The sequence below is a fragment of the Granulicella aggregans genome (assembly GCF_025685565.1).
Classification (GTDB): domain Bacteria; phylum Acidobacteriota; class Terriglobia; order Terriglobales; family Acidobacteriaceae; genus Edaphobacter; species Edaphobacter aggregans_B.
Genome location: NZ_JAGSYE010000001.1, coordinates 1395803 through 1417947 on the forward strand (window position 1 = coordinate 1395803; position 22145 = coordinate 1417947).

At 61.0% G+C, this 22145-nt stretch carries 17 protein-coding genes; 11 read left to right on the forward strand and 6 right to left on the reverse strand.

Annotated elements, in window-relative coordinates; genetic code table 11:
- Window positions 1-47: 47 nt before the first annotated feature.
- The gene (locus tag OHL18_RS05620) at window positions 48-1031 is read right to left on the reverse strand and encodes a Vgb family protein (protein ID WP_263373842.1); all 984 of its coding nucleotides are present in this window, start codon (window positions 1029-1031) and stop codon (window positions 48-50) included.
- Between the two features lie 207 nt (window positions 1032-1238).
- Between OHL18_RS05620 and hslV the strand changes: the two genes are divergently transcribed.
- Both hslV and hslU read left to right on the forward strand, forming a co-directional pair.
- Entirely contained in the window at window positions 1239-1877 is a 639-nt protein-coding gene (gene hslV, locus OHL18_RS05625) for an ATP-dependent protease subunit HslV (protein ID WP_263373843.1), read from the forward strand.
- A 318-nt stretch (window positions 1878-2195) separates the two neighbouring features.
- Window positions 2196-3830 (forward strand): ATP-dependent protease ATPase subunit HslU, encoded by a 1635-nt coding sequence (gene hslU / locus OHL18_RS05630; RefSeq protein ID WP_263373844.1) that lies wholly within the window; start codon window positions 2196-2198, stop codon window positions 3828-3830.
- 5 nt (window positions 3831-3835) lie between these two features.
- Here the strand turns inward: hslU and OHL18_RS05635 are convergent, their stop codons facing one another.
- The 3 genes from OHL18_RS05635 to OHL18_RS05645 form a co-directional block, all read right to left on the reverse strand.
- Window positions 3836-5011 carry an acyltransferase family protein gene (locus OHL18_RS05635; protein WP_263373845.1) on the reverse strand — a complete coding sequence of 392 codons (1176 nt, stop codon included), beginning with the start codon at window positions 5009-5011 and terminating at the stop codon, window positions 3836-3838.
- Window positions 5012-5111: 100 nt separating this feature from the next.
- Window positions 5112-6104, reverse strand: a complete 993-nt coding sequence (locus tag OHL18_RS05640) for a transaldolase (protein WP_263373846.1) — start codon at window positions 6102-6104, stop codon at window positions 5112-5114.
- Window positions 6105-6202: 98 nt separating this feature from the next.
- Complete coding sequence (locus OHL18_RS05645; protein WP_263373847.1) at window positions 6203-7441, reverse strand: fibronectin type III domain-containing protein; 1239 nt, start codon at window positions 7439-7441, stop codon at window positions 6203-6205.
- Between the two features lie 213 nt (window positions 7442-7654).
- On the opposite strand from OHL18_RS05645, the gene OHL18_RS05650 reads away from it, so the two are divergent.
- A complete protein-coding gene (locus OHL18_RS05650; RefSeq protein WP_263373848.1) occupies window positions 7655-8518 on the forward strand; it encodes a helix-turn-helix domain-containing protein in 864 nt (287 codons plus the stop codon).
- 58 nt (window positions 8519-8576) lie between these two features.
- Here the strand turns inward: OHL18_RS05650 and OHL18_RS05655 are convergent, their stop codons facing one another.
- Window positions 8577-10679 carry an alpha/beta hydrolase family protein gene (locus OHL18_RS05655; protein WP_263373849.1) on the reverse strand — a complete coding sequence of 701 codons (2103 nt, stop codon included), beginning with the start codon at window positions 10677-10679 and terminating at the stop codon, window positions 8577-8579.
- 76 nt (window positions 10680-10755) lie between these two features.
- On the opposite strand from OHL18_RS05655, the gene OHL18_RS05660 reads away from it, so the two are divergent.
- The 8 genes from OHL18_RS05660 (at window position 10756) to OHL18_RS05695 (ending at window position 21787) form a co-directional block, all read left to right on the forward strand.
- Window positions 10756-12129, forward strand: a complete 1374-nt coding sequence (locus tag OHL18_RS05660) for a glycoside hydrolase family 27 protein (protein ID WP_263373850.1) — start codon at window positions 10756-10758, stop codon at window positions 12127-12129.
- Between the two features lie 48 nt (window positions 12130-12177).
- Entirely contained in the window at window positions 12178-12729 is a 552-nt protein-coding gene (locus OHL18_RS05665) for a GNAT family N-acetyltransferase (protein ID WP_263373851.1), read from the forward strand.
- A 130-nt stretch (window positions 12730-12859) separates the two neighbouring features.
- Complete coding sequence (ruvB, locus tag OHL18_RS05670) at window positions 12860-13894, forward strand: Holliday junction branch migration DNA helicase RuvB (protein WP_263374598.1); 1035 nt, start codon at window positions 12860-12862, stop codon at window positions 13892-13894.
- A gap of 221 nt (window positions 13895-14115) precedes the next feature.
- A complete protein-coding gene (locus OHL18_RS05675; RefSeq protein WP_263373852.1) occupies window positions 14116-15201 on the forward strand; it encodes a putative urea ABC transporter substrate-binding protein in 1086 nt (361 codons plus the stop codon).
- 2 nt (window positions 15202-15203) lie between these two features.
- Window positions 15204-16064: an ABC transporter permease gene (locus OHL18_RS05680; protein ID WP_263373853.1), complete on the forward strand. Its 861-nt coding sequence runs from the start codon at window positions 15204-15206 to the stop codon at window positions 16062-16064.
- Entirely contained in the window at window positions 16049-16996 is a 948-nt protein-coding gene (locus OHL18_RS05685) for an ABC transporter ATP-binding protein (protein WP_263373854.1), read from the forward strand. The genes OHL18_RS05680 and OHL18_RS05685 overlap by 16 nt, the downstream gene beginning before the upstream one ends.
- Window positions 16993-20250: a PSD1 and planctomycete cytochrome C domain-containing protein gene (locus OHL18_RS05690; protein WP_263373855.1), complete on the forward strand. Its 3258-nt coding sequence runs from the start codon at window positions 16993-16995 to the stop codon at window positions 20248-20250. The genes OHL18_RS05685 and OHL18_RS05690 overlap by 4 nt, the downstream gene beginning before the upstream one ends.
- 67 nt (window positions 20251-20317) lie before the next feature.
- Window positions 20318-21787, forward strand: coding sequence for a DUF1501 domain-containing protein (locus OHL18_RS05695; protein ID WP_263373856.1), 1470 nt, complete (start codon window positions 20318-20320; stop codon window positions 21785-21787).
- Here OHL18_RS05695 and OHL18_RS05700 read toward each other — a convergent pair whose 3' ends face one another.
- Window positions 21788-22135 carry a DUF3592 domain-containing protein gene (locus tag OHL18_RS05700; protein ID WP_263373857.1) on the reverse strand — a complete coding sequence of 116 codons (348 nt, stop codon included), beginning with the start codon at window positions 22133-22135 and terminating at the stop codon, window positions 21788-21790.
- Window positions 22136-22145: the final 10 nt, after the last annotated feature.

The following is a 22145-nucleotide window of genomic DNA, read 5'->3' on the forward strand; positions in this document are numbered from 1 at the left end:
CTCAGAATGACCGCTTGGGAATGAGGTGATTGCTCAGCCCGTCCAGTCTACTTCTGATCGGGCGAGATTCTCCATACCGTCTGCTGGGCGAGGTTCGAGAGCCATAGCGAGCCGAAGCCGAACTGCAGTCCGTCGCCACCCTTTCCCGCCCATTGCTTTACTGCCTTGTTGGTGCTCGCGTCGATCTGCGTCAGCGGAATATTGAACAGCGTCGCCCAGGCCGAGCCCGCGCCGAAGGTGATCTCGCCGCCTTCGCCTGTAAGGCCGCACTCGATGGTAGCGACCAACTTGCCGCTTGCCATGTCCACGCGCGAGACCGTGCCGTCGCCCTGGTTCAAAGCCCACACCGAGCCCGCCCCGACGGTAAGGAAGCGCGGCTTCGGGCCAATGGGGATGTTCGCGACCAGCTTCATTGACTGCGGATCGACCTTCAGCAACGCGTTGTGCCCAAACGAAGTGACCCAGACAAAGCCATTGCCGAAGAAAGGATTCTCGGAATCCGAGGGCAGATCGAGCTTCGCGACAACGGTGTTTGTCTCCGGATCGACCTTCAGCAATGTGCTGGGCTTTACGACGATATAGACCGCACCGAGGCCGGTGGTGATGCCGCCCTCGGAGTTGGCTGGGTCGGCGGGGATTTCGGCAAGGGTCTTGCCCGTCGTCTCATCCACGCGGAGAAGTTTCTTCGCGCCGCAGCTTGGGATCCAGATGGAGTTCCAGCCGTACGCGAGGCTCGAGCAGGGCTTGGGAACGTCGACGACGATGCCGGTCTTCTCGGACCCGGGCAGAAGCTGCACCACGTGATTCGCGCGCGCGCTGGTCACCCAGACCGAATCCTTCGCCATCACCTTCCAGTCAGGCGAGCCGGCGACCTGGTAGACGTTGGTGGGCTTCAGTTCGCTAAGCGGACGCGAGACTGCGGGAAGGCCCTGGGGCTTTGGGGCGGGTTGCTGTGCCATGGCGGCTGTGGCAGTGAGGATTGCCGAGGCAAGCAGGACGAGATTGCGTCCTTTAGTGCTGATCGAAGCCATAGATACGAGTTGCTCCTGCAACGAAGCTGGTTGAACGAGAGGTTGTCGCTTGTGGGGACGAGCAGCTTTAACTAGAACAAACTGCGACGGTGGAGAGCCTGGCTATGGGAATTCTCTATGGCAGAGATAGGTCTCCTTGTATGTCTGCCGATAGGAAGGCAGGGAACCGGCGGCGGCCCGTGCGCGTTATACTGAAGAGTGACCATAATGCGCGATAAATCGACCGTTTCTACAGCTTCAGACAGCATCACCCTGGACCAGGCAGCACCGAATTCGACCGGCCACCCGCTTGACCTTGGCGAGGGCCGCCGCATCCGTTCCACCACCGTCATCTGCGTCCGCCGGGGCGACTCCGTCGTGATGGCCGCCGATGGGCAGGTCTCGCTTGGGGCAACGGTAATGAAGGGCTCGGCGAAGAAGATTCGCAAGCTCTACAACGACAAGGTTCTCGCAGGATTTGCGGGATCGACCGCCGACGCGTTTTCACTCTTCAGCCGCTTTGAGACGAAGCTGGAGCAGTTTGCCGGAAATCTCGGACGCTCTGCCGTCGAGCTCGCGAAGGACTGGCGCACGGACAAGATGCTTCGCCAGCTTGAGGCGCTGCTGATCGTGACGGACGCCAAATCGACCTTCCTGCTAAGCGGGACGGGCGACGTGATCGATCCGGATGAAGGCATCGCCACGATTGGGTCGGGCGGCAGCTATGCTCTCGCTGCGGCAAGGGCGTTGATGGAGAACACGGACCTTACGGCGCGCGAGATTGCGACGAAGTCGCTGGCGATTGCGGGACAGATCTGTATCTATACGAACGACCAGATGACGATTGAAGAATTGAAGTCGGAGTAAGCATGACAAGCGTCGCAAAGATAGCCCGGAAACTTTTGCCCTACTGGTTCACGTTCCTTGCGGTGTGCGCTACTGCCAATTGCTTCATTTCGGCGAAAGACTCGGATTACTGGGCCCATCGTCAATGGCTCGTTCAAATATCGACCGCATTCGTCGCATGGGCTCTTGCCGTTTTTTTCTTTCAGAAAAAGCGCTCGATCTAGGCAATCGAGCTTGCTGGCAGCGCGGTCGCTTCCGGAGTCTTGCTTGTCTGGATCGTGATGGGATTTAGGTAGTTACATTAGGGACCGAAATGGTTGGAAATGAGTGAATGAGAATATGGCAATTTTTCTCCCCGGAACCGCAGAAGACCAGGCCCTCGCACTCGACGAGATGACGCCGCGCGAAATCGTCGCGGAGCTCGATAAATATGTCGTCGGCCAGCAGGCGGCCAAACGCGCCGTCGCCATCGCCCTGCGCAACCGCATGAGGCGGCAGAAGCTCCCGCCGGAGCTCGCCGAAGACATCATGCCGAAGAACATCATCATGATCGGGCCCACGGGCGTCGGCAAGACGGAGATCGCGCGCAGGCTGGCGAAGCTGACCAACTCTCCGTTTCTCAAGGTGGAAGCCTCTAAATTTACGGAGGTTGGCTATGTGGGGCGTGATGTCGAATCCATCGTCCGCGATCTGGTTGAGATCGCCATCGACATGGTGCGCGACGAGAAGTTGGACGACGTGGAAGAGAAGGCCGAGATGAACGCCGAAGACCGGCTGCTCGACCTGTTGCTGCCTCCTCCGCCGATCTCAGTGGCCGCCAATGCGTCGGTCTCGCCGATATCGGTTGTGCCGCCGCCGGTTGACGAATCGAAGGTGATTGAGCTGCCGGTTTCGCCGGTCGATGGGAGCAATTCCGAGAAGTCCGACAAGCCGGGCGACAGTCATACCCGCACTCGCGAGAAGCTGCGCCAGCAGTTTCGCGAGGGCAAACTGGACGACCGCATCGTCGAGCTTGACGTGCGTGACCGCAACACGCAAAGCTTTGAAGTAATCAGCAACATGGGCCCGAACTCCGGCCCCGATCAGGGCGGCGAAGGCATGGACCTGCGCGAGATGCTGCCGGGTCTCTTCGGCCAGCGCACGAAGAAGCGCAAGATGAAGGTCTCTGAAGCCTTCGAGTATCTGGTGCAGGAAGAAGAGTCGCGCCTCATCGATATGGACCAGGTCACGCGGCTCGCTGTCGAACGTGTCGAAGACTCCGGCATGGTCTTCCTCGACGAGATCGACAAGATCGCTGGACGCGAGGGTGGCCACGGCCCCGATGTCTCGCGCGAAGGAGTCCAGCGCGACATCCTTCCCATCGTCGAAGGCACCACGGTCAGCACCAAGTACGGCATGGTCTCGACCGACCACATCCTGTTTATTGCGGCAGGCGCCTTCCACGTCTCGAAGCCAAGCGACCTGATTCCGGAGCTGCAGGGCCGCTTTCCCATCCGCGTCGAGCTGCACTCGCTCACCGTGAACGACTTCGTCCGCATCCTCACGGAGCCGAAGTCCTCGCTGGTCAAGCAATCGACCGCGCTTCTCGAGACCGAAGGTCTGAAGCTTGAGTTCACCAAGGAAGCGATCCTCGAGATGGCGCAGTTCGCCTTCCGCGTGAATGAGACGACCGAGAACATTGGAGCCCGCCGTCTGCACACGATCATGGAGCGCGTGCTGGACGAGATCAGCTTCCAGGCGCCCGACCTGTTCAAGTCGCCACGGCCTGAGGCCACCGAAGAAGGTGTGGTTGCCGAGATCGGCGCGTCGGCTCCGCTGACGGCTGAACCTCAGCCACCGTCGCCACCGCTTCCGGTGATCGAACGTCAGACGGCAACCGGAACGGAGAAGGTCATCGTCATCGATCCGGAGTACGTGAAGCAACAGGTCGCCAGCATCGTGAAGGACCAGGACCTAAGCCGTTACATTCTCTAGTCCGTTTACTGTGCTCTCAGCCCGCGATAGGCAAAGAACCGCTTGAGGCGCAGGAAGTGGACCTCGAACGCCTGATAGCTGAGCACGCTTACGGCAATGCTGACGGTCGCTCCGGCAACAGCGTTGGCGAGCAGCAACAGCAGCTTGTTGTGCAGATGCATACTTAGCGCGGAATGAAGCGGCGGCACCACTAGGAATGGCACGATCATGTGCCATACGTAGATGCCGTAGCTGTAGCGTCCGAACCAACGAAGCCACGATTGTCTGAAGGTGTGTGCGAGCCGTGAGCCTGAGCTGAGGGTCATCGCGATCAGCGCGGTCGACGCAAGCGCGGTGAGCGTGTAGCCAACGGAGTTGATGAATCGGCTGTGCTGCCAGTCGATGCCGTGCTCGCGGATCGCAACGAGCAGCAGAATCCCAGAAGAGATGAGGAAGACGATGGGCGCGCGGCGAAGCCAGAGTTCGCGGCGAGGTCCGCGGATCGCCAGAGCCAATACGCCTCCCAGCAGCAAGCCATCGAGTCGGCAGGGAAGCATCTTGTAGGTGATCTCCTCTGGAGTGCCGTGCGCCACAAGCACGCAGCGGAGACCCAGAGCCACGACGGAAAGAGCAAGCGCGGTAACGATGAGCCTGCGGCGATCCCGCAATAGCAGCACAAGCAATGGCCACACGAGGTAGAACTGCTCTTCCAGCGCGAGCGACCAGAGGTGCCCCGTCAGGTCGACCAGCGGATGAGGCACTGCATGGCCGATCCAAAGCCGCGTGTTATCGAGGTAAGCGATCAGCACCCACTCGTAGCCGCTCCAGTGCATCGCGATAGGAAGGCCCATCAGCCAAACCATGAAGAGCGCGAGGTAGTAGAGCGGAAAGATGCGGACCGCGCGCCGGCCATAGAAGTTGCGCAGAAAGTGGGAGCCGCTCAACGAGTCGAAGAGGATGCCCGTGATGAGGAAGCCGGAGAGCGCGAAGAAGAGATCGACGCCAACCCACATCGACTCCCGGATCGCGATGAAGAAGGCGATCACCCGCGAATTTGTCTGAGGATTCGAAGAGAGCGAGTGGTGAATCAGGATCAGCAGAATGGCGAGGCCGCGCACGCCGTCAAGCTGTGGGATATGGGCGAAGCCTCCGGGGGCGGAGGTAGAGAGCTCAGGCTTTGCAGTGGTGGAGGATAAGCCCATCCGGCAATCGTATGGGGAATCGGGCTGAGGAACAACCTTAGCGAGACCACAAGCAAGGATGGCGGCCAGAAGGCCGCCATCCTTGTTTGTGATGCGATCCTTATGCGGTTACTGGCTGCACAAGCTCCTGCAGACGCTTTGCCAGCAGCTTCTCGAGATCCTCGAGCGCCTTCGAGAAGCCATCGATGCCTTCCTGCAGCTTGTCGTGGGCCATGCGGTCTTCGGCGTGCATCTTGTCGAAGGTCGCCTTGTCGATGGTGATCTTTTGGATATCGAGCGTCTTCGCCTTCTCCGCATCAAGCTTCAACGGCAGGTCGCCTTCAGTCGAATCGAGTTCGGCCAGCAGCTTCGGAGCGATGGTCAGCAGATCCGATCCGGCAAGCTCGGTGATCTCGCCGATGTTGCGGAAGCTAGCGCCCATCACCTGGGTCTTGTAGCCGAACTTCTTGTAGTAGTTGAAGATGGTCGTGACGGACTGCACGCCCGGATCGTCCGCGCCGGTGTAGTCCTTGCCCGTGTCCTTCTTGTACCAGTCAAGGATGCGTCCGACGAAGGGCGAGATCAGGGTGACCTTGGCCTCAGCGCAGGCGATCGCCTGGTGCAGGCCGAAGAGCAGCGTCAGGTTGCAGTGAATGCCTTCCTTCTCGAGGATCTCGGCGGCCTTGATGCCCTCCCAGGTGGAGGCGATCTTCACCAGCACGCGCTCGCGGCCGATGCCGGCCTTGTCGTACTGCGCGATGATGTCGCGGGCCTGCTCCAGCGTCTTTTCGGTGTCGTAGCTCAGGCGTGCGTCGACCTCGGTCGAGACGCGGCCGGGGACGATCTGCAGGATCTTCTTGCCGAAGGCCACGGCGAGCGACTTGAACGCCTGGTTGGCAACCTGCTCGTCGGTCGCCTTGTCGCCGAGAGCCTCGCGCGACTCCTTCAGAACGTCGTCGACGATCTGCGCGTACTCCGGCATCTGGGCGGCGGCGGCGATCAGGGAGGGATTGGTCGTCGAGTCCGTTGGCTTGAACTTTTCAATGGAGTTGATGTCCCCGGTGTCGGCGACGACGGTGGTCACTTTCTTGAGCTGTTCGAGAAGAGTTGCCATTGCGTTTACTCCCTTATGGTGCGCGTGTGGATGGATCGGAATTTTAGGTAGACGCTGCGGCGCAATCTGCGGAGCGGCAACGAAAGTCTGGCGACTGCTTAGTGCGGCGAACCGACGTTTTGTGCTGCGGCAACTTCCTGGGCCTTCGCCGACGGCGCGCTCTCGTTTCCAGAAGCGTCGACAGCCGTTACGAAATAAATATAACGCTGACCGGGCGCGACCGCCACATCCCGATACGCCGGAGCGGCTATCGGTAACGGCGTCATCTTCCCTAATGGGCCTTGCGGATCGCCGTTTGGCCGCGCAAGTTGACGGTAGACAAAGTATCCGGCGAGATCCGGCTCCGAGCTCGGTTCCCAGGAGAGATCAATGTAGGAGATCGCCGACGATCCGTTTAGGGCCTCAGTTTCACCTGGAATGGTAGCCAAACCCGTGGGAGCCTTCGGTGGGAACGTATCCCGCATCGCGAGCGTAACCGGAACCGTGGGCTGGCTACGGATCTCCAATGTGCGGCCATCAAGAGTTACAACTCGAACCTGCTCAGCCACATAGCGATAATTTTCACCCATCTCCACAGAGGTATCGACCGTGCCGGCCAGACCGTCGGCTGCAGCTACCGTGGCTTCGGCTCGTGCTCGCAAGTGAATCTCGCCAAAGTCGGCGTCTGCCTGGTTGGATCTCGCCCCTTTTCCGTGCCGAGCCGGCGCAGCGACAGGGGCGCTCGAGCGCCTTGCCCCAGCGGCAGATGGCGAGTTTCGCTGTGCCAGATCAGTACGGGCGAGGTCGACCAGCAATGCCTCACCACCGTCGTGCGCCTTCCAGGTAAGGACACCGCCAGCTTCGCTGGCCGACGCGGTTAGCGAAGCGACCGGCGCAGGAGCAGCACCCGATGCAGCAAAAGCCGCTGAGCTGGATGCTCCGGCCGACCGGCCTGCGGCGTTGAGAATCTGGATTCGATAAGTCAACAGCCCGGCCGGATCTGCCAGCAACGCTTGCGGCAGATCGTCCCACGCTGAAGCGGCTCCCGGCGACGTGGGAACCTTTTGAACGGCGATGCACGCTGGTGGCGCTTTTTTCGACGCTGCATTCGTCTTAGGCGGTGGCGCACCTGCGCTGCGGCATATCTCCGCGGCCAAAGCGCCTTTGATGTCCAGGCCATCGGTGGTCCGGGAGGGTGTCGTCCACCGCAGATGGACCCGGTCGCCAATGCGCTCGGCGGATAGGTCGCTCACCATCTCAGGGAGTTGTAGGGAAGGCGGCCGCGGCGGCCCAGGGTTGGCGCAGCCTGCCAGGAGCGCCGCGAAAAACACCGAAGATGCGGCAAACGTCCGGGGCAAGGCCCTTCTCAACCGCAATCCAGCCTGCTCCATGTCCATCTCTCTAGCCTAATGCATCGACAGAACGCCCGAGAGTCGTCTGGATTCTTGACCCTGGCTTGATCGTAGCCCGCGAAAGCGGTCGAAAAAATAATGATCCAAGTGGAGAACTTTTGACGCAGTAACAACATCTATTGGTAAGGTAAACAAATAGATATTTTCTAAGGACTGTTCATGCCCAGGACTTCTGCCCTTGCCGCAACACCCGACGTCTCTGAGCCGGTTATCGGCTCTGCCCTGTTCTCCCCCGAAATCAAGACTGCCGACCTCGAGCAAGCCGGCCCGCAGGTTGACGGCGAGGCCGCCGAGAGCTTTATCGCGGAGAAGCGCATCGGCGAGCGGATTAAGCACTTGAGGCTGAAAAAGTCGATGGGGCTGGTCGAACTTGGGCGGCACACCGGCCTCTCCGCCAGCTTCCTTTCGCAGCTCGAGACGGGCCGTGTGGTTCCGACGCTGCGTAACCTGGCACGCATTGCCATGGTCTTTTCGAAGGACCTCAGCTACTTCTTCGAGCCGGAGCCGCAGACGCTCTTTCGCGTCCACCGCGCGAAGGACCGCGTGCGTCTGCCGCAAAGCGGAGTCGCGGATCCTTGTTATTTCTTCGAGAGCCTGGGATACATGGTTCCCGACCGCCAGCTCGATCCGTATTTCGCGGAGTTTCTTCCGGCCAAAAAGGGGCGTGAGGCCAGGGCGCACCAGCACACGGGCTGCGAGTTCCTGTTCTTGCTCTCGGGCCGTCTCGATATCCAGCATGGCGAGGTCACTCACCACATCGATGCCGGTGACGCCATCTATTTCGATGCGGACACGGTGCACAGCTATCAGTGCTCCGGAGAGGAGTCGGCGACAGCGATCATCGTCACGCTGCAGCAACCGATTCCTTACACCAGCGGTCGCGCGGGACATCTCAACGGAGCATCGCCAAACCGGGGGAGAACGCTTCCTTCCGCGCAGGCGAAAGGAAGACCGGACGGCCAGTCCAATGGGGATCAAGCCAACCGGGTGATGAGGAAGACAGGGGCCTCGCCAGTTCTGTAAGAGGAACTAAGGTGCGGTTGAAGTAGAGTTCCATGGCCCGGCGAATCCGGCGGGTCTCTTATTTTTCCGGCTCGGGTTCGCCAAAGCTCTTGGCGATGAAGTTGACGATCCGGCGCCGAGCGTCGAAGCCGTGCCACGGTTCGTTGGTGGGCGAGCCGTAGATCGCTCCGCCAAGCGGGCCGTGATCGACTCGCGGGTAGGTGACGAGATCCACGTGAACTTTCATCTGGCGCAGTGCGCGGTACATCTCCTGCGACTGGCCGAGGGGATCGGTGGTATCGCTCTCGCCCTGGATCAACAGAAACGGAGTCTTCGCATGGGCGACGCCTGAGAGCGGGCTCTGCCGCCAGGCATCGGCCTCATGCTCCCACGGCTTGCCAAAGTACCACTGGTCGTACCAGGAACCCTTTTCCGTCCCGTACTCGCTGTTCTGGTCGATGACCGGTGCCATGCTGACGATGGCCTTGAAGCGTTCGGTCTTGGTCTCGACGAAGCCGGCCATCTCGCCGCCGTAGCTGTAGCCGGTCAGCGCCAGCTTTGCGGGATCGATGGGTGCCGTCTTAAGAACGTAGTCGACGCCGGCCATGATGTCGCGATAGTCGCCGCCGCCGAGGTCGTTCTTGTTGGCTGCCGCGAAGGCCGCGCCGCGACCGGTGCTCCCACGCGGGTTCGTCTCCAATACCGCCCAGCCCTGGCCGAGAAGGTAGTCAACGAAGATCGAATAACTATCGAGATACGCGCCGAGCGGGCCTCCATGAACTTCGACGACAAGAGGTACTTTCTCGGTTGCCGCCTGGGGCGGAAGGTAGAGCATGCCGTCGATGGTGAAGCCATCGCTCTTCCACGAGATGCGCTTTGGAGCGAGTGACTTCACGCCGTCGGGGACGAGCGGCGGAGTTGCCAGCGCCCTCGGAGCTTCACCCAGCGAGGCGGTATAGAAGAGCTGCGGCGCGCTTCCACCGCTGCTGCCCAGGAATGCGAAGCCCGACTCCGCAGAGTTCGTCACCAGGCCGGAGACGGTTGCCGAAGGCGATTCGATCACCGAGGCGCGTCCATCGGGGGAGTACTTGATGGCTGTCGTCGTGAGACCTTTTTCGGCGATCTCAAGGATCGATCCGTCTTTCAGCGGCAGCGGCTCCATTCTGCCGATTGAGCCATCGAAGCCGTCGGTCAGGTTCTTCGTGGTCTTTGTTGCCAGAGTGTAGGTATAGAGATCGGAATAGCCGGGAGGGGCTTCGTGCTTTGCCTGCGCCAGGTAGATGAGCGAGGCTCCGTCCTCCGACCAGGCCGCCGCCTCCAGCGTCGCAGGCAGGTCGTCAACCTTCGACGGATGCGCCGGATCGCTCATTGAGACGACCCATCCGCTCATCGACGGGCCAAGCTCGGATACGCCGTTGGGCTCTTCGCGTTCCACAACTAACTTGCTGGAGTCGGAACTCCATTCGGCTCCGCGAACGTCGAACGGAACTCCTGCGACCGTAAGCTTGCTGGAAGCTACATTGAGGAGATAGAGCCGAGAGCCGTGGGTGTCGTGATCGACCCAGGCCGCGTCCGCCTTCGCGTCCTTCTGCTTCTTCTCGCCGGCCGTCTGCGGATCGTCCGCGATCAGCGCGATGGCCTTGCCATCCGGAGAGATTCGGAAGCCCGCAACATCGATCGCAACCATCTCCGGCTTGTCATCTTTAGCGCTCTTCGCCGCGTCGGGCGCCGCTGTAGGAAGAGCTCCGGGCAGCTTTGAGTTATCGGCAAGCGGCGCGACCTTCAACTCGAAGGCCTTCGCCTCGCCTCCGTTCATTGGCAACAGGAAGAGCGAGGTGTGCTCGCCGCGATGGGCGAGGAAGAGGATGCTCTGCCCGTCGGGCATCCACATGCCGGAGCGCTCGCCGGTCTTGTCCGCATCGGGCGAATAGGTCAGTTGTCTCGCCGCTGAGCCATCCACCGGGACCAGCCATAGATGCCCCTTCGCGCCTTCTGCGGTCGCGTCGACCATACGGAGCAGCACCTGCTTGCCGTCGGGCGAGAGCCTGGGATCGCCCATCGCTTTGAAGTGGCGAAGCTGTTCGTTCGTGGGGAAGGTGGCAGGCTTCTCTTCGGCGGCGGCAATTCCAGCGAGCAGGACGAACGGAACGAGAGTGAAACGGCTCCAGATTGTGAGAGACATGCAGAGAGGGTAGCTGAAAAGCTGCTGGAACGCCGCGAGTAGACGTTTACTCGAGCGGCGGGATATCGTTATCCGCATGTCGAAGCCCTGCCTGTTCCGCCGTTCTCTCTCTGTCGCAGCCTTGTCTCTGATCTCCGCTTTGCCGCTCGTCGCGCAGAAGGGTGTTCTGGCTCCGACTCCGCCGATGGGCTGGAACAGCTGGGACTCCTATGGGCTGACGATTACCGAAGAACAGTTCAAGGCGAACGTCGAGGTGGAAGCGGCGCGGTTGAAGCCTGCCGGATACAGCTATGCCGTCGTCGACGAAGGCTGGTATCTCGGCAATCCCGAGGCCGCAGACAAGCACCCCGATACGCTCGCGTACCGCATGGACGCGAGTGGACGCTACCAGCCCTCGCCGAACCGGTTCGCCACGGCGCAGGGCGACGCGGGCTTCGCTCCGCTGGCGAAGTTCGTCCACGCCAAGGGGCTGAAGTTCGGCATCCACATCATTCGTGGCGTTCCCAAGGGAGCGGTGAAGGCGAACCTGCCGGTTGCAGGTAGCGGTTACCGGGCCAGCGATTTGGCGGATACCAGCGACACCTGCCCGTGGAATCCGGACAACTTCGGCGTCAAGAATAACGCTGCCGGACAGGCCTGGTATGACTCCATGTTCAAGCAGTACGCGGCCTGGGGCGTCGACTACGTCAAAGTCGACTGCATCGCCTCGCATCCGTACAAAGCCGACGAGATCGCGATGATCCATAAAGCGATCGTGAAGACTGGCCGCCCGATCGTCCTGAGCCTCTCGCCCGGGCCCGCCCCGCTTGAGAACGCTGTTGCTTTTGGGGAGAAGGCCCAGCTATGGCGCATCTCGAACGATGTCTGGGACCGTTGGACCGCCCCGCAGGATAAAGATCTGTTCCCGCAGCCCATCAAAGCGCAGTTTGACGTGATCGATAGCTGGACGAAGTACGTGAAGCCGGGCAACTGGCCCGATGCCGACATGCTTCCGCTGGGGACGCTCGGTCCGATCCCGGGCTGGGGCGAGCCTCGTGAGACCCGCCTGACCCACGACGAACAGAGGACGCTGATTACGCTCTGGTGCATCGCCCGCGAGCCGCTCTTCTTTGGCGGCAACCTGACGAAGCTGGACGACTGGACCGCCTCGCTGTTGACGAATCCCGAGGTGATCGCGATGGATCAGCACGGGCAGGACCAGCACCTTGCGGCGACTGACGGCGATGTCGTCGCGTGGACCTCAAAGGGAGCAGCGGGAGCGCAGTATCTGGCAATCTTCAACCGAGGCGATGCCTCAACCGAAATCAAGCAGCCCTTTGCCCACTACGGGCTGACGGGAAAGGCTTACAGATCGACGGAGTTATGGACGAAGTCGTCGACAGCGACCTCGGACAGCGTCTCGGCGACCATTCCACCACATGGCGCGGTGCTGTTCGAGCTCAAACCTTAGATCGCAACCTTTACGGCTTCTTTCTCTGCTTTCCCTTACTCTTGAACGATGCTTCCCTGCGAGATACGGAGCGCTACCGCGAACGATATGGTCGCCGTAACGGCCATCTACGAACGCTTTGTGCTAACGACGACGAATACTCTTGAGGTCACTCCGCCCGATGTCTCCGAGATGCAGCGGCGGCGGCAGTCGGTCCTCGATCGAGGCCTCCCGTATCTCGTCGCGGAGCTGGAGGGCTATGTGGTCGGCTATTGCTACGCCTCGCAGTTCCGCCCGCGCGAAGGATACCGCTTCACGGTGGAAGACTCGATCTACGTCCGTGCCGACTGCATCGGATATGGCGTGGGCCGCAAGCTGCTCAAAGCATTGATCGCGGCTTGCGAGAACGCCGGCTGCCATCGCCTGGTCGCCTGCATCTGCGGAGACAATCCGGCTTCCGTGGCCCTCCACACCTCGCAGGGATTCGCCCGCGTAGGCACCATTCCGGAGGCTGGCTTCAAGTTAGGCAACTGGATCGATATGTCCATGATGCAGCGGCCACTGGGAGTTTCAAGAGAGGTCGCTATGCGATCCGAGGCGGGCGAGCTCCAGGCGGTCTAGGGCCGCTTGTAGTGGATCAAGATCGAGTCCGGCGGAACGCTTCGATTGCATCGACACCCTTCTTCGCCTTACCATCGCCCCAGTGAACATTCCCAAGTTCAATCCGAAGGCCAGCGGCAAGCGGTCCGACCTGAACCACGGCAGCAGCGAAGCGGAGCGCCTCGTTTCAGCAGGCAAGGTCGATGATGACGCAGCTTTCGAGCTAAAGCTGCGGCCCACGCGACTGGCGGAGTTCATCGGGCAAAGCAAGGCAAAAGAACAACTTGCGATTGCACTGGAGGCGGCAAAGTCGCGCGGCGAGGCCCTGGACCACGTGTTGCTCTTCGGGCCTCCCGGCCTGGGCAAAACGACACTGGCGACGATCATTGCCAACGAGCTTGGTGTCGGCTACCAGCAGACATCCGGCCCGGCGCTGCAGATTCAGGGCGACCTGACCGCGATCCTGACCAACCTGCGCGAAAAACAAGTCCTCTTCCTCGACGAAATTCACCGCCTTCAGGCAGTTCTCGAAGAGAAGCTGTACACCGCGCTCGAAGACTACAAGCTCGACATCATCATCGGACAAGGGCCTTCGGCACGCACGCATGTGATGGAGATCAAACCATTTACCTTCGTCGCGGCGACCACTCGGCCGGGCATGTTGAGCTCGCCGCTGCGGTCGCGCTTCGGCATCCTGCTGCGGCTGGAGTTCTACACCGACGACGAGCTGCGCTTCGTCGTAACCCGCTCGGCCGAGGTGATGGGCATCCCCATCGACCAGGACGGAGCGGCGGAGATCGCCATGCGTTCGCGGGGAACACCGCGCATCGCCAACCGCCTGCTGCGGCGGGTTCGCGACTACGCCCAGGTTCGGGCTGAGGGACGGATCGACCGGCCAACGGCCCAGGCTGCGCTCGAGATGCTGGAGGTCGACGCCCACGGCTTCGATGAACTCGACCGCCGGCTGCTGCGGACGATCATCGAAAAGTACGACGGAGGCCCGGTTGGCCTGAATACGCTGGCGGCGGCGCTGGCAGAGGAGCAGGACGCGCTCGAAGAGGTCTACGAGCCATTCCTGATCCAGATCGGCTTCCTCGACCGCACCCCGCGCGGACGTGTCGCAACCCGGCTGGCCTACGAGCACCTGGGCATCGAGATGCCGCGAAAACTCAGCCTTTTCCCGTAGGCAGTGCGTCCTATAACGATTCTCTATAGTCAGAATTCGTTCATTCCATACGCAACCCCCCTTACACACACGAGGCCTAAACTTGGACGTATCCGTAGGTGTCATTGACCGGCCTTCAATACGGGCCTCCAGTCTGACCGCCGTCCAGAGCTACACACGTGCCAACCACGGGTTCACGTATCAACCGGATCAACGACTTAGACAGAGCAGTTTGGGAGCCAATGAGAGCGACGAAATCGCGTAGTTTCGTGTATGCCGCAGCAGCTTTTCTACTCCTTGCCACCTGCGTCTCTTCGCAGGCCAAGGCCGATGTGCCCACGTTCACTGTGGGCTGGTCAGTCTACGCAGGATGGAACCCCTACTTCTACATGCAGAAGTCCGGCATTCTGAAGAAGTGGGCGGACAAGTACGGCATCGCGATCAAGGTGCAGCGGTTCGACTACGCCGCCTCGCTCGACGCCTTTGTCGCCAAGAACATCGACGCCTGCACCATGACCAACATGGAGGCCTTCGACCTTCCCGCAGCGGCTGGCGTGGACTCGACCGCGATCATCGTCGGCGACTACTCGAACGGCAATGACGCCATCATCGTCCGTAACGGTCTCACCTTCGACAAGCTCCCCGGCCAGAAGATCATGCTCGTCCAGAAGACCGTCTCCGAGTACCTGTTGGAGCGCGGCATGGTGCTGAACGGCCAGCAGGCGAACCTCGGGAAGCTGAAGCTGATCAACACGTCGGACTCGGACATCGTCGCCGCGTTCATGAACAACAAGTCGAACCCGGTCGTGGTGACCTGGAAGCCTCTGGTCTCGCAGATCCTTGCCGACAAGAGCGTGCATTCGATCTTCGATTCCTCGAAGATCCCGGGTGAGATCCTCGACCTCCTCGTCGTCCGCACCGAGGTGCTGAACCGTCCTGACGGCTCGGGCCAGAAGTTCGCCAAGGCAGTCAGTGGCGCGTGGTACGAGACGGTTGCCCAGCTCGCGGCAGGACAGGCGAATGCGATCAAATACTCCGCTGGTGCGTCCGGCGACTCGGTTGAATCGTACAAAGAGCAGCTGAAGACCACGTCGCTCTTCGCTACGCCCAAATCGGCAGCCGATTTCACGACCAGTCCGCAGATCAAGCAGAAGATGGACCTCGTCCGGCAGTTCTGTTTCGCCCACGGATTGCTGGGGCAGGGAATCAAGTCCGCCGACGAGGTGGCGATCCTCTATCCAGACGGCACGATCCAGGGTAAAAAGGACCGCGTCCGTCTCCGTTTCAACGCAACCTACATGCAGGCAGCCCAACAGGGGAAGCTGTAGATATGGCTTATTTATCTCCTTTCGACATCCAGGCGCGGCCTAACCGGCTGCTGACCCAGGCGCTGTCGTGCTTGTTGTTCGTAATCTGCATCGGCCTCTACATGCAGACCTCGATCAACCGGCATAAGGAGAACCCCGAAGACCGCGTCACGCCCAATGCCACGCAGCTCGCAAATGGCATTCACGCATCGGTCTTCGAGCCTGCCGAGGAAGACGACTACATCCCCGCAGACGACGCCTCGAAGTGGGAGCGCTTCAAGCACTCCATGATCGTGAAGGACACCGTCTCAAGCGGCCGCCGTTTCCTCATCAGCCTTGCGCTGCTGATTCCTGCCGTAGTCCTCGCGCTGCACATCGGTCTGTTCCCGTGGTTCGGCGCGGGCTTCCTGCGCTTCGTCCTCTTCTTCGACAAGATCGTGGCGCTCTCGCTGCTGCCGATTCTGTTTATCGTCTTCGGGATCGACGAGTGGTCGAAGATCGCGCTGATCGTCATAGGCGTCGCACCCACGATGATCCTTGACGTCACGCAGATGGTTAAGGCTGTACCTCAAGAACAGATAGTTAAGGCCTTCACCTTGGACGCGAACAACTTCGATGTCGCCTACCGCGTGGTCTTCCGCCAGGTGCTTCCGCAGGTCATCAACAGCCTGCGCCTCAACCTGAAGCCGATGATGCTCTTTCTCTTCGCGGGCGAGATGATCGCAGCCTCTGACGGCCTCGCCTATCGCATCGCCATCATGCGCCGCCACATGGGCATGGACGTGATCCTGCCCTACGTCTTGTGGGTCGCGTTTCTGCTCTTTGCCATCGACCTTTCGCTGCGAGTTCTGAACAGGAGGATGCATCCATGGTTTCAGGCGTGAGCGCTCCTGTGAAGGTTGATAACGAGACCGCTGCCGTGATCCCGATGCCCTCGCGCGCAACCACCTCGATCCACGTCGACGGTGTTTCGATGTGCTATCCACTGGCCAAGAAGAAGCAGCGCACCGTGCTTGAGAATATCTCGCTTGAGATCGAGGACGGCGAGTTCGTTGTTCTGTTGGGCGAGACCGGCTGCGGCAAGAGCACGCTGCTGCGCATGATCCTCGGCCAGGAGCGGCCAACTTCCGGAAAGATCGATGTCTCAGGCAAGGCTGTCGAGCGTGTCGATGCGCGCTCCGGCTACGTCCCGCAGAAGTACTCGCTCTTTCCTGACCGCACCGTCCTCGACAACCTGACCATGGGCCCGGAGACCTCGAAGTATCACATCCTCGGCAGGATGCTTCCGGGCTTCCGCAGCTTCCGCAGGCAGGTCCGCGAAGAGGCGATGCGACAGCTTGAACACATGGGTCTCCGGCCTACCGACGCCGGCAAGTATCCACACCAGCTTTCGGGCGGCATGCAGCAGCGCGTCGCCATCGCGCAGGCGCTGATGATGAAGAACCGCGTCCTGCTGATGGACGAGGCCTTCAGTGCGCTCGATCCGGCCACCCGCGCCAGCCTACAGAGATTACTTAAGTCAGTCTGGAATGAGTCGAAGCCGACCATCGTCTTCGTAACGCACAACACGGCTGAGGCACTCTATCTGGGCACGCGGCTGATCGTGCTGGCGCGCACCAGCCACGAAGATCATTGCGGCTCGAAGGTCGCGCTCGACATGAAGCTGCCCGGCAACGAGGCCGGTATGAGCCTCAAGAAGAATGGCCAGGAGTTCCTCGATCTCGTCGATTACGTGGAACGTTTCTCGCGCGGCAATCGTCATGACGATCAGGCCCTGGATGAATCTGCGGTAGGCGGAGAAGAAGAGGCTGTATGAGAACTCAGTGGATTCCGAACCCTATCCTTGCTGCCTGTACGCTCGCGACGCTCGGTCTGAGTGCTGGCGTCATCCTGTCCGTGCATGGACAAGAGAAATCTGTTGCGGCGGTTGCTGCTCCGACGCCCTCTGAAGAAGACAACACCCAGTTCTTCACCCAGAAGGTCCGTCCCATCTTTGCGCAGAGCTGCTACACCTGCCACACGACGGAGATGGCCGGCGGCCTGCGTCTCGACTCGCATGAGGCAGTGCTAAAGGGCGGCGACTCCGGCCCCGCGATCGTTCCCGGCGAGCCTGAGAAGAGCAAACTGATTGAAGCTGTCCGCCAGACCGGCGACCTGAAGATGCCGCCCAAGGGGCCGAAGCTGACCGACAGCGAGATTGCAGATCTTACGGAATGGGTCAAGCGCGGTGGCGTGTGGGACTCCGCTGAACCAACCAAGCCGGTCGTGGCGCTGCTGACCGCAGCCCAGGCGAAGGGCTCTCCCGGCGATGACTACTTCGAGAACAAGGTCCGCCCCATCTTTGCCGCGCAGTGCAACAGCTGCCACGTCGATCGCGAAGCCGGCGGCCTCAGTCTCGCAACGCGCGAGGGCTTGCTCAAGGGCGGCGACACTGGCCCGGGCATCGTTGTGGGCGATCCGGACAAGAGTCTTCTGCTCATCGCCGTGCACCAGTCTGGCGAATTGAAGATGCCAAAGAAGGCACCGAAGATGTCGGAGGCCGACATCGCCACGCTCTCAGACTGGGTGAAGATGGGTGCCCCGTGGCCGAAGTCCACCGCGCCGATTCGCGTTGCGGGCAAGCAGATCACCGACGACATGCGGAAGTGGTGGTCGTTCGTGCCGCTGAAGGACTACCCGGTTCCGCCGATTAAAGATCCGGCGATGAAGTCATGGGCAAAGACTGACATCGATCACTTCGTTCTCGCTAAGCTTGAAGAGAAGGGTCTGAAGCCAGCTCCGATGGCGGACAAGCGCACGCTGATCCGCCGCGCGACACTCGACCTCACCGGCCTGCCGCCGACGCCTGAAGAGATCGCCGACTTTGAGAAGGATGGCTCGCCCGACGCCTTCGCCAAGGTGGTCGACCGTCTGCTCGCCTCGCCTGCGTACGGCGAGCGATGGGGCCGTCACTGGCTCGATGTCGCTCGTTATGGCGACGACGACATTCGCGGCCTCGACCCGCGTGGTCGCGGCTATATGCCCTTCGATGGCGCATGGGTCTACCGCGACTGGGTCATCAAGGCCATCAACGACGACGTGACCTACGACAAGTTTGTGAAGATGCAGCTAGCCGGCGACCTGATGGAGAAGAAGCCGACGGCCGAAGACCTGAAGGCTACCGGCTTCCTTGGCGGAGCGCCGTGGATCTGGGACCAGGCCGAGCCGATCCAGGGCCGCGCCGACGAGCGCAACGAGCGCATCGACGCTGTGACGCGCGGAATGCTCGGTCTCACCGTCGCATGCGCCCGCTGCCACGACCACAAGTACGACCCCATCCTCGCCAAGGACTACTATGCTCTCGGCGGCATCTTCGCCAGCTCCACCTACAAGGAGTACAACTTCGTTCCTGACTCCGAGGTGACCTTCTGGAAGGAGAAGTTCAAGAAGGCCGACGATCTCGACGAGGCGACCTTCAAGTACATGAAGGAGACGTCGCAGCAGGTCGCGCAGGCCTATGCCGCGCAGACCGTTGATTACATGGTCGCCGCCTGGCAGGTCTCCGGCAAGCCGAAGAAGAAGGTTGAGGATGCGGCGGACGGGGCGAAGCTCGACCCCGAGATGCTCGACCGCTGGGTGAAGTTCCTCGCCAAGAAGCCGACATACTATCCGTACCTGATCGACTGGCAGATGATGGTCGCGCAGGGTGGGACGGAAGATCAAGCTAAGGCATTGGCTGAGAGCTTCCAGCAGCGCATTATTGACCTCGAACTTGAGAACGCGAAGGTCGAGGAAGAGAACGACAAGATTAAGGCCAAGGCCGGCGTTCCGACCGAGCGTGAGAAGGACGTCAAGCCGTCGGACTTCGACACCTACGACCAATTCTGCCCTGGCTGCACGCTGGAGCTGAAGGTGCTCTCGCCCGAGAAGGCGAACCTCTACGAAGACCTCTTCCTGCGCCAGCTTGGCACGGGAATCTTCGAGGAGCGCGGTCTGCCAGGCCTCTTCGTCTTCCGTGGTTGGGATCTCGTCCGGCGCCTCGGCCCGGCACAGCAGGCTTACTTCGCCCAGCTACAGAAAGAGATGGGCCACGGCGGTCGCGTCATGTCGGTCGGCGAGCAGTATCCCTTCGCGCACGGCACGGCGGACAAGCCCAAGGCGGTCGACATCGCGCTCGATCTGCGTGGCAATCCGCACTCGCATGGCGACATCGTTCCGCGCGGCTTCGTCACCGTCCTTGGCCCTGCGGACAAGAAGCCCTACACCCAGGGCAGCGGACGTCTGCAACTGGCAGAGGACATCGTCGCCAGCCCCATCGCCTCGCGCGTCTGGGTCAACCGCGTATGGAAGTGGCACTTCGGCACGGGTATCGTGAACTCCGCCGACAACTTCGGCAAGGTTGGCGATCCGCCGTCTGATCCCGAACTGCTCGATTACCTCGCCGTCCAGTTCCGCAAGGATGGCATGTCGCTGAAGAAGCTTCAGCGTCGGATCATGCTCTCTGCCGTCTATCAGCAGAGCAGCAAGGAGACGCCCGAGGAGCACGTCAAGGATCCGCAGAACCGTTTCTACTCGCACTTCTCTGTACAGCGTCTCGATGCCGAGCAGCTTCGTGACTCGATGCTCTTCGTAGCGGGCGATCTCGACAAGAAGGGCGCGGGCGGTCCGGCGACCGAGCTTGGCCTCGATAACGATCGCCGCACCGTCTACGCGAAGGTCAGCCGCTTCCGCATCGACAGCTTCCTCCAGGCATTCGACTTCCCGAACCCGACATTCACCGCGGAGCAGCGCTTCTCCACCAACGTTCCAGTCCAGCGGCTTTACTTCATGAACAACGCCTGGGTCTACGCGCAGGCGGGTAAGTTGGCCGAGCGCGTCTACGACAAGGGAGATGACTCGGCGCGCATCACCGAGGCCTATCGCCTGCTCTTCGGTCGCGCACCAACGCCCGCAGAACTGCAGGCCGGTCTCGACTTCCTGAAGAACACGCCAGAGAAGCCCGGATACCTCGTAGCGCAGGAACCGATGACCGCGTGGAAACAGTACTCTCGTGTGTTGTTCAGCTCGAACGAGTTTGAGTTTTTGAATTAAGCAGCAGAAGAAATCGCTAGACTGATGGCAGGTTCATCAGGCACTTCGAAACAGAGGAGACTTCCCCATGTCGTGTGTCAAACCGAAACCGATCGATCGTAGAGACGCCCTTCGCCGCATCGGCGGCGGATTCGCCATGATGAGCTTCGCCGGAATGATTGGTGAGTCGCTGGCGCAGGCCGAAAGCCTTGGTGGCGCGGCGGCTGTTACCGAGTCGACGCCCACGCCTGCCTACATGTTGAAGGACCCGAACTTCAAGCCCAAGGCGAAGCACGTCATCTTCCTCTTCATGAACGGCGGCCTCTCGCACATCGACAGCTTCGACAACAAGCCGATGCTGACCAAGTATCACGGGCAGCCCATGCCCGGCGGCGACCTCGGCCACGAGCGCAAGACCGGCACGTTGATGAAGTCGCCCTTCGAGTTCAAGCGTTACGGCAAGAGCGGCCTCGAAGTCTCCGAACTCTTCCCCAACGTGGGCGAGTGCGCCGACGACATCTGCGTCGTCCGCTCCGTCTTCACCGAGATCCCGAACCACGAGCCCGCGCTCATCATGATGAACACCGGCGCGAACATCATCGGCCGTCCGTCGATGGGATCGTGGCTCACCTATGGCCTCGGTGTAGAGAACAAGAACCTTCCCGGCTTCGTCGTGCTCTGCCCGCAGGTGCCCAGCACGGTTGGCCCACCGCTCTGGAGTTCCGGCTTCCTTCCTGCTGTGAACCAGGCGACGTATGTTTCCACCGACACGCGGCAGAAGGACTTCGACCCCTACAAGCTGATCCCGAACATCCACAACGACAAGTTCGACATCACGCAGCAGCGCAAGGAACTCGACCTGGTCAAGAAGCTCGACGCACTCAGCGAGTCCGAGACCTACGGCACCGCCGAGGCCGACCCGCAACTCGAGGCGACCATCGGTTCCATGGAGACGGCGTTCCGCATGCAGACCGAAGCTCCCGATGTCTTCGACGTTCGCAAGGAGAGTGAGGCCACCATCAAGATGTACGGCGAAGGCTCAACCGCTCGCGGCTGCCTCACCGCAGCCCGCCTCATCGAGAAGGGCGTGCGCATGGTGCAGGTCTACTACTCGATGGGCGACCCGTGGGACGCGCACAGCGACATTCAGTTGCACCGCCGCAACGCGAAGGACTCCGACCAGCCCTTTGCCGCGCTCATCAAGGACCTCAAGGCTCGCGGTCTGCTCGACGAGACCATCATCGTCTGCGGTTCGGAGTTTGGCCGCACCCCGGTCGTCGAACTCGGCGGCGGCGGAACCCATGCCGGACGCGACCACAATCCGCATGGCTTCAGCATGTGGCTCGCGGGTGGAGGTATCAAGGGTGGCATGACCTACGGCGCGACCGACGACTTCGGCTGGAAGGTGGTCGACAAGCCAGTCCACGTCCACGATATTCACGCGACAATCCTTTACCTGATGGGTATCGATCACACCAAGCTGACCTTCCGTTCGAGCGGCCGCGACTTCCGCCTCACGGACGTCTCGGGCAACGTGATCCACGACATCATCGGGTAGCTAGCTGCAGCCGCGAAGCACTGCCAGCCATAGCAGCGACAGGACAACCGAACCAGCGATGCCGAGCGCGAACAAGGGCGCTCGGCCCGTGCTGGTACCTCCGGAAGACCGGTCGTTCTGTTGCGGTGCCAAAGGGTTATAACGAACCGAAATCCGTTGATTCTGTGGGATGGCAATTGCGGATTGAAACTCGTCGGAGTAGGTTTGGCCGTGCGCGACATAGTCAAATGCAATGCGGTATTTTTCGCCGCTCTGCACGCCCATCCGAAACGTATTCATCTTCGCGAACTGATACCTGCAGGAGACGACGGTTGCGGTGGTTTCAATCCATCCTGATTGTTTTGTCAAAACGTAGTGC

Bases quoted from the DNA above. Each gene is read 5' to 3' on its own strand.
- OHL18_RS05620 (WP_263373842.1), bottom strand. From the start codon at position 1,031: ATGGCTTCGATCAGCACTAAAGGACGCAATCTCGTCCTGCTTGCCTCG.
- hslV (WP_263373843.1), top strand. From the start codon at position 1,239: ATGCGCGATAAATCGACCGTTTCTACAGCTTCAGACAGCATCACCCTG.
- hslU (WP_263373844.1), top strand. From the start codon at position 2,196: ATGGCAATTTTTCTCCCCGGAACCGCAGAAGACCAGGCCCTCGCACTC.
- OHL18_RS05635 (WP_263373845.1), bottom strand. From the start codon at position 5,011: ATGGGCTTATCCTCCACCACTGCAAAGCCTGAGCTCTCTACCTCCGCC.
- OHL18_RS05640 (WP_263373846.1), bottom strand. From the start codon at position 6,104: ATGGCAACTCTTCTCGAACAGCTCAAGAAAGTGACCACCGTCGTCGCC.
- OHL18_RS05650 (WP_263373848.1), top strand. From the start codon at position 7,655: ATGCCCAGGACTTCTGCCCTTGCCGCAACACCCGACGTCTCTGAGCCG.
- OHL18_RS05655 (WP_263373849.1), bottom strand. From the start codon at position 10,679: ATGTCTCTCACAATCTGGAGCCGTTTCACTCTCGTTCCGTTCGTCCTG.
- OHL18_RS05660 (WP_263373850.1), top strand. From the start codon at position 10,756: ATGTCGAAGCCCTGCCTGTTCCGCCGTTCTCTCTCTGTCGCAGCCTTG.
- OHL18_RS05665 (WP_263373851.1), top strand. From the start codon at position 12,178: ATGCTTCCCTGCGAGATACGGAGCGCTACCGCGAACGATATGGTCGCC.
- OHL18_RS05675 (WP_263373852.1), top strand. From the start codon at position 14,116: ATGAGAGCGACGAAATCGCGTAGTTTCGTGTATGCCGCAGCAGCTTTT.
- OHL18_RS05680 (WP_263373853.1), top strand. From the start codon at position 15,204: ATGGCTTATTTATCTCCTTTCGACATCCAGGCGCGGCCTAACCGGCTG.
- OHL18_RS05685 (WP_263373854.1), top strand. From the start codon at position 16,049: ATGGTTTCAGGCGTGAGCGCTCCTGTGAAGGTTGATAACGAGACCGCT.
- OHL18_RS05690 (WP_263373855.1), top strand. From the start codon at position 16,993: ATGAGAACTCAGTGGATTCCGAACCCTATCCTTGCTGCCTGTACGCTC.
- OHL18_RS05695 (WP_263373856.1), top strand. From the start codon at position 20,318: ATGTCGTGTGTCAAACCGAAACCGATCGATCGTAGAGACGCCCTTCGC.